This is a genomic window from Thalassolituus sp. UBA6592, from assembly GCF_002433655.1.
In the GTDB taxonomy this organism is placed as follows: Bacteria; Pseudomonadota; Gammaproteobacteria; order Pseudomonadales; family Oceanobacteraceae; genus Venatoribacter.
This window is the reverse complement of record NZ_DJIO01000185.1, coordinates 457-7,436: the sequence shown is the minus strand read 5'-3', so window position 1 is coordinate 7,436 and position 6,980 is coordinate 457. Positions and strand designations below refer to the sequence as shown.

Sequence of the window (6,980 nt, the reverse complement as noted above, 5' to 3'; positions counted from 1 at the left end):
GTCTTAAGTGAACAGCATTGCGCACTGAGCGGGCTTTTTTAATCCTGTGCTTATGCTTCTTTCAGCATGGCAAACAGATCATCTTTCAGATGCAGACGGCGCATTTTCAGACCTTCCAGGCGGTCATCAGAAGCGGCTTCTGTTTCCTCTTCGATAAGACGGACTTCGCGGTCGATTTCATGGTACTCGTCAAACAGACGGGCGAAATGGCGATCCTTCATTTTCAGAGCCCGAATCTGATCAGCCATTTCCGGAAAATCGTTGTGCAGGCTGTGGTTGTCTATGGTCATGGCGCTTTCTCCTTGTTAGATGACTTCAGAGTGCCTGCATAACCCGGAGTGCATCTTGATACAGGTCAGGCTAAAAACGGTGAGATCGCTCTGCTTTGAGCCTGTTTTGATTTGGGTCAAATCAAAATGTTTCTCAGTATTTTTGGCCCGTTACTGCCACTTTGCCGGATTCGTTAACAGGCCTCCTTTTCCCATTATTACCGACTGACTTTGGCCAGCGCCTGGGCGATCCACTGCTTCAGCTGCGGGGCAGGCAAAGCTCCGGCCAGACGGTCTACTTCGCGCCCCTGATGGAACAGGATCAGGGTTGGAATAGAGCGGATAGCGTATTGCGCACTGACCTGCTGAGCTGCCTCGGTATCGACTTTGGCAAAGCGCAGCTGATGCTGCAGCTCGCCGCACACCTCAGCAAAGATGGGTGCCATCATTTTGCACGGGCCGCACCAGCTGGCCCAGAAATCAACAATGACCGGCAGATCGTTTTTGCTGATAAAGCGGCTGAAATCGCCGTCGGTTAAGGCCACCGGATGAGCATCAAACAGCGCGCTTTTGCAGCGTCCACAGGTGCCCTGCAGGTTCTGTTTATCGTCCGGAATACGGTTAATGGCACCGCAGGAAGGGCAGGTGTAATGCATGGCAGGCTCTCTTCAAAATCTCTGTTAAACGCTTATATGAGTCCTTGGTTATGAAGAATCAAGGGCAATGCTGACAGAAAGCGCTTTTGTCGTGGCTGTAGCAAAAATGTACCTCCCGGGGGATAGAGATTTACCCGGCCGGGGTTACTTTAATGGCAGCAGAAACTGAGGAGGTAACTATGAGAAATGTAACCGTTGCTGCGACGCAGATGAGCTGCTCGTGGAACCTTGAAGATAACCTCGCCAAAGCCGAACAGCTGATCCGTGAAGCGGCTGCTGAGGGCGCGCAGATTATCCTGATTCAGGAGCTGTTTGAGGCACCGTATTTCTGCATCGAAATCCACGAGCCATACATCAATATGGCCACCACGCTGGAAGAGAATAAAGCCTTTGCCCGCTTTCAGGCGCTGGCAAAAGAGCTGGAAGTGGTGTTGCCGTTCAGCTGGTTTGAACTGGCCGGTCCGGCGCGTTTCAACTCAGTTGCCATGATCGATGCTGATGGCTCTCTGCTGGGGACGTACCGTAAAACGCATATCCCGGACAGTGACGGTTACCTGGAAAAGTACTATTTCAATCCTGGCGACAGTGGCTTCAAAGTGTGGGATACGCGTTACGGCAAAGTCGGTGTGGGTATCTGCTGGGATCAGTGGTTCCCGGAAACCGCCCGCTCAATGGCCCTTTTGGGCGCTGAAATTCTGCTGTTTCCGACGGCGATTGGCAGTGAGCCAAGTCAGCCGCAGATGGACAGTATGCCAGCCTGGCGTAATGCCATGTGTGGTCATGCGGCGACCAACATCATGCCGGTGGTGGCGTCCAACCGTATCGGTAAGGAAGACGCGCAGCACCGCGATCTCAGCGTTACTTTCTATGGTTCATCCTTTATCTGCGACGCCAGTGGCGACGTTGTGCAGCAGGCTGACCGTGAAACTCAGTCAGTATTGATTCACACCTTCGATCTGGATGCTGTGCGCGATCAGCGTCAGAGCTGGGGACTGTTCCGTGACCGTCGCCCGGAGCAGTACAAACTGATTAACACGCTTGACGGCCAACTGAAATAACAGGGGATTTATATGCTGATTAACTCAACCCCGTTTGCCGATGGCTTCCACATGCCGGCTGAGCATGCCCCACATTCACGGGTCTGGCTGGCGTGGCCGGTGCGCGGCGATAACTGGCGTGACCAGGGCGTTCCCGGGCAGGCAGCGTTTGCCCGTTTTATTAAAGCGCTGGTGCAGCATACGCCGGTAGGCGTTGCTGTGACTGCCGCTGGCGAAGCATCTGCCCGTGCGCAGCTGCCGGATGAAGTGAAAATCGTTGTGGTGAAATACAACGATGCCTGGATGCGCGATATGGGCCCGACCTTTGTGGTGAATGACGCCGGCGAGAAGCGCGCCATCAGCTGGCAGTTCAATGCCTGGGGTGGTGAAGTTGATGGTCTGTACCCGGACTGGAGTGATGACGATAAAGTGGCTTCAGTAATTGCTGTGCACGAAGGCGTGGATCTGTATCAGGCGCCGTTTGTGCTGGAAGGCGGCTCCATTCATGTTGACGGCGAGGGTACGCTCTATACCACGGCGGAATGCCTGCAACATGTAAGTCGCAACCCGCATCTGAGTAAAGCGGATATCGAACAGAATATGCACGACTATCTCGGTGTGGATAAAGTGATCTGGCTGCCAACCGGCCTCTACGACGATGAAACCAACGGCCATGTGGATAACATTCTGCACGTGGTGCGCCCGGGTGAAGTGATGTTGACTGTGTGTGAGGATGAAAGCGATCCTCAGTACGCGCTTTCTCAGGCGGCACTTGCGCTGCTGCGTTCTGAACGTGATGCCCAGGGGCGTGAAATCCGCGTCTATGAACTGCCGCTGCCCGGACCGTTATTTATGACCGAGGAAGAAGCCAACGGCCTGGTGCCGGACAAACATATTCCGCGTCATGCCGGTGAGCGTCTGGGTGCGTCTTATGCGAATTTTTTAATTTCCAATAAGACGATTTTTTATCCGTTACTGGATGAAAACAATGACGATAAAGCCCGCGCTGTGATTCAGGAAGCCTACCCGGATTATGAGCTGGTGGGGCTGGATGCACGGGATATCGTTCTTGGTGGTGGCAACCTGCACTGTATTTCACAGCAGGTGCCGGCCTGATCGAATCGGATTAAATGCGGGCTGGATTATGAGTGGGCTGGATTAAGTTTGGGTCGGATTTGGGGCGGATTAAAAGTGGGCCGAATTAAAAGTGGGCCGAATTAAAAGTGGGCCGGACTAAGATCAGTCACGAATAAGATCGGGCACGAATAAATAGCGGAATAAAAAAAAACCGGGTTTTTACCCGGTTTTTTTATGTCTGAAATCGCTGAAAAACGGATTCAGAGCGCAGAGGTCCGCTGATTAAATTCGGCTTTGCCCAGCTCGCCGGTGATACGCATCTGCTGCAGCTCTTTGGCGTTATCAAAGAACAGAATGGTTGGCGGGCCAAAAATCGCATGGCTTTGCATAAAGTCGATCTGCTGCTGCGAATTTTCCGTCACATCCAGTTGCAGCCACATCACATGGCTCAGGCGCTGCTGAACATCGCTCTGGGCGAAAATCTCATCTTCCATGACTTTGCAGCTGATGCACCAGTCTGCGTACAGATCGAGCATCACCGGCCCTTTGGCGCTGGCAATTTTCTGCTCGATATCAGTGACGGATTCTGTGCGATAGAACAGCGAAGATTCACTGGCAGCGGTTGCAGCGGATGAGAAACTGCCGGTCAGCTGTAGTGGTTTCAGAGGATTACTGTTGCCCATCAGGGCGCCAGCCAGGGCCATCACGCCGTACAGCAGCAGAACCCAGGCAATGCCTTTGACAACCCGTTGTGCTGTGCTGGCGGCGGCCTCAAATGCGCCTAATACCACGGCATAGATAATCGCCAGTAACGCCCACAGCAGCAGACTGATGCTGCCGGGCAGGATGCGGCTTAACAGCCACACGGCAACGGCTAACAGCAGTATGCCGAAAAAGACTTTGATCTGATTCATCCAGCCACCGGCTTTCGGCAGTACCGATGCGCCCGTAGTACCGAGAATAATCAGCGGTGTGCCCATGCCCAGACCCAGCGCCAGCAACGCAGCGAAACCGGTGAAGGCATCGCCTGTGGTGGATATATACACCAGCGCGCCGGCTAATGGGGCAGATACGCAGGGTGACACCACCAGAGCAGACAGCACGCCAATCACAAATACGCTCAGAACCTGTCCGCCTTTCTGATTCTGGCTGATGCTGTTAAGGCGGTTACGCAGGCCGGAGGGCAGCTGCAGTTCATAGACGCCGAACATCGCCAGAGCCAGCAGGGCAAAAAGCAGGGCAAAAGCGATCAGGACCGCAGGCGTCTGCATCCAGGCCTGAATATTGGCGCCGGCGCCGAGCAGTCCTACCGTCAGGCCGGCAAGGGCATAGGTGACCGCCATGCCCAGAACATAGATCGACGACAGCACAAAGCCTTTGCGTCCGGAGGTATTACCCTGGCCCAGCACCACGCTGGTCAGAATCGGCACCATAGGCAGCACGCAGGGGGTAAAGGTCAGGCCCAGCCCGAGCAGAAAAAACAGCCCCAGTACAGCGGCGAAGCTGCGGTTGGCAAACCAGCTGTTATCGTCGGATACGGCCGGTTTATCCGTTGCTGTTGGCGTGATGGCGTTGCCGGAAGTCTGTGTGTTGTCTTGCGGCAGCAGTGAGGCCGGGGCTTCAAGATCTGCAGCGGTGAGTTGAATGGGTTGGCGCTGTGGGGGATAGCACAGGCCGGCATCGGCACAGCCCTGATAATGCAGAATGGCTTCACCCGGCTGCAGGCCGGTGAGGTGAAATTCCACATCCAGTGGACCGTAATACGCAGTGACCAGACCGAAGGCTTCGTCTTCTTTTTCTTTACCCGGCAGAGAGAAATACGAAGGCTCGATTTTTTCTTCACCCTGAGTAACGAAAATACGGTGCTGGTAAAGATAGTAACCATCAGCTGAATTCCAGCTGGCGGTCAGGGTGCCGGGAACAATGTCAAACTGCAGTGGAAAGGCCTGATCCACCGGCAGAAAGTCAGGCTCATCGTTACCGACCAGCGAATCCAGAATCCCGGCGGTGGCATTAAAGCTCAGCAGCAGGCCCGCAAGCACAGAACAGATCAGCCTGGTGCCGGTAAATCGGGTGCCAATACTTTTATCGCTAAACAAATTGGTCAGCAGTTTCACCGCAGGCTCCTGTGGGTGGTCAGCGTTTTAAGGTTACTGGTTACGTTGTACCGCCAGCAAAGCCAGTGCATCCAGGGCATCACGGGCAGGGCCCTCAGACAGAATGCTCAGCTGACGACGGGCTTCGGCAACACAGTTGTCGGCTTTGGTGCGGGTGTAATCGATAGAGCCTAATTCGTGGACAATGTTCAATACTTCGCTCATGTCCTCCAGACCGCCCTTACGGATGGCACTGCGCACCAGCTTGCGCTGCTCTTCACTGCCATTGGCCATGGCGTGAATCAGTGGCAGGGTTGGCTTGCCTTCGGCCAGATCATCACCGACGTTTTTGCCCATGGCGGCGGCATCACCGTCGTAATCCAGCACGTCATCAATCAGCTGGAAGGCCAGACCCAGTTCGCGGCCATAAATGCGCATGGCTTCGCGCTCTTCTTCAGAACGGTTGAGCAGGCTGGCCATACCCCATGTAGCGGCTTCAAACAGCATGGCGGTCTTGCCCTGAATCACGTCCATATACTGAGCTTCCGTGGTATCCGGGTTCTTGACATTGGTCAGCTGCAGGACTTCACCTTCGGCGATCACGCTGGTGGCGGTGGCGAGAATTTTCTGTACCGGCAGGTTTTCCAGCTCAACCAGCATTTCAAAGGAGCGGCTGTAAAGGAAGTCACCGACCAGAACACTGGAGGCGTTGCCCCACTTGGCGTTGGCTGTCGGGTTGCCACGGCGCATATCCGAGGTGTCGACCACGTCATCGTGAAGCAGGGTAGCGGTATGCAGGAATTCAATAACAGTGGCCAGCTTTACTGCGCGTTCATCGCACTCGCTGAATGCTTTGGCGGTCATCAGTACTAACAGGGGACGAATACGTTTGCCGCCGCTGGAAACAATATAGTCGGCGATTTTCTCCACCAAAGGCACACGGGACGCCAGCTGCTGGTGAATAAGACGGTCTACTGCCTGAAATTCCTCGCTGATAACAGCAAGAATGTCTTGAATCTGCATGAACAAATAAGCCTTGTCGGAGCCGGCTCTGGGCCAGCTGTCATTGGGTCGGCCGCAAGTTTAGCGGCAGCGCAGCAGCGGGACAACGAGGGGCAGGCGGAAAATCTGAAATATTGCTACAATCGCCCGGCAAGCGGGTTGCGCGGGGGATTCTGTTGGGGTATAGTCTCGCGCCCCGAAATTCTGCTCCCTGCCATATGGAAACCAGAGCGTTGCCAGTAGAAGCAGGCTTAAGAAGCAGCCATAAAATTGCCTGACAGATCAGGCATAAAGCGGAGATGTACAGATATGTACGCTGTAGTAGTGACTGGCGGTAAACAGTACCGCGTTGAAGAAGGTCAGACTCTGAAAGTTGAAAAACTGGAAGTTGCGACCGGTGAATCTGTCGATCTGGAAAAAGTTCTCCTGATCGGTAACGGTGACGATGTTAAGATCGGTGCACCAGTTGTTGAAGGCGCTAAAGTAGTTGCAGAAGTTGTAGCTCACGGTCGTCACAAAAAAGTGAAGATCCTGAAGTTCAAGCGTCGTAAGCACCACATGAAACAAATGGGCCACCGTCAGTGGTTCACTGAACTGAAAATCACCAGCATCGCTGGTTAATCTTCAAACTTAACGTTTAATCCCGGGGTCCGGGGATCGGCCAGATCAACGCATCCGCAGTGTTGCAGAGACCCCAGAACAGGAGAAGACCACCATGGCACACAAAAAGGCTGCTGGTAGTACCCGTAACGGTCGTGATTCCGAAAGTAAACGCCTTGGCGTAAAACTGTTCGGCGGTCAGGCTGCTAAAGCCGGTAACATCATCGTTCGTCAGCGCGGCAC

8 protein-coding genes are annotated in these 6,980 nt (G+C 54.2%); 4 read left to right on the top strand and 4 right to left on the bottom strand.

Annotation, left to right across the window (positions count from 1 at the left end):
* Window positions 1–50: 50 nt before the first annotated feature.
* A complete protein-coding gene (locus tag B2Z72_RS18605) occupies window positions 51–290 on the bottom strand; it encodes a YdcH family protein (RefSeq protein WP_296981911.1) in 240 nt (79 codons plus the stop codon).
* 197 nt (window positions 291–487) lie between these two features.
* Window positions 488–925, bottom strand: coding sequence for a thioredoxin TrxC (gene trxC, locus B2Z72_RS18600; RefSeq protein WP_296981913.1), 438 nt, complete (start codon window positions 923–925; stop codon window positions 488–490).
* 179 nt (window positions 926–1,104) lie between these two features.
* Here trxC and aguB point away from each other — a divergent pair, with 179 nt between their 5' ends.
* A complete protein-coding gene (gene aguB, locus B2Z72_RS18595; RefSeq protein WP_296981914.1) occupies window positions 1,105–1,983 on the top strand; it encodes an N-carbamoylputrescine amidase in 879 nt (292 codons plus the stop codon).
* A gap of 12 nt (window positions 1,984–1,995) precedes the next feature.
* On the top strand, window positions 1,996–3,078 hold the full coding sequence (aguA, locus tag B2Z72_RS18590) for an agmatine deiminase (RefSeq protein WP_296981916.1): 1,083 nt from the start codon (window positions 1,996–1,998) through the stop codon (window positions 3,076–3,078).
* Between the two features lie 221 nt (window positions 3,079–3,299).
* Here the strand turns inward: aguA and dsbD are convergent, their stop codons facing one another.
* Both dsbD and B2Z72_RS18580 read right to left on the bottom strand, forming a co-directional pair.
* Complete coding sequence (gene dsbD, locus B2Z72_RS18585; protein WP_296981918.1) at window positions 3,300–5,156, bottom strand: protein-disulfide reductase DsbD; 1,857 nt, start codon at window positions 5,154–5,156, stop codon at window positions 3,300–3,302.
* Window positions 5,157–5,189: 33 nt separating this feature from the next.
* The gene (locus B2Z72_RS18580) at window positions 5,190–6,158 is read right to left on the bottom strand and encodes a polyprenyl synthetase family protein (RefSeq protein ID WP_296981921.1); all 969 of its coding nucleotides are present in this window, start codon (window positions 6,156–6,158) and stop codon (window positions 5,190–5,192) included.
* Between the two features lie 288 nt (window positions 6,159–6,446).
* Here B2Z72_RS18580 and rplU point away from each other — a divergent pair, with 288 nt between their 5' ends.
* A complete protein-coding gene (gene rplU, locus B2Z72_RS18575) occupies window positions 6,447–6,758 on the top strand; it encodes a 50S ribosomal protein L21 (protein WP_296981923.1) in 312 nt (103 codons plus the stop codon).
* 94 nt (window positions 6,759–6,852) lie between these two features.
* The coding region (locus B2Z72_RS18570; RefSeq protein ID WP_297005549.1) for a 50S ribosomal protein L27 at window positions 6,853–6,980 on the top strand (128 nt) is incomplete at its 3' end.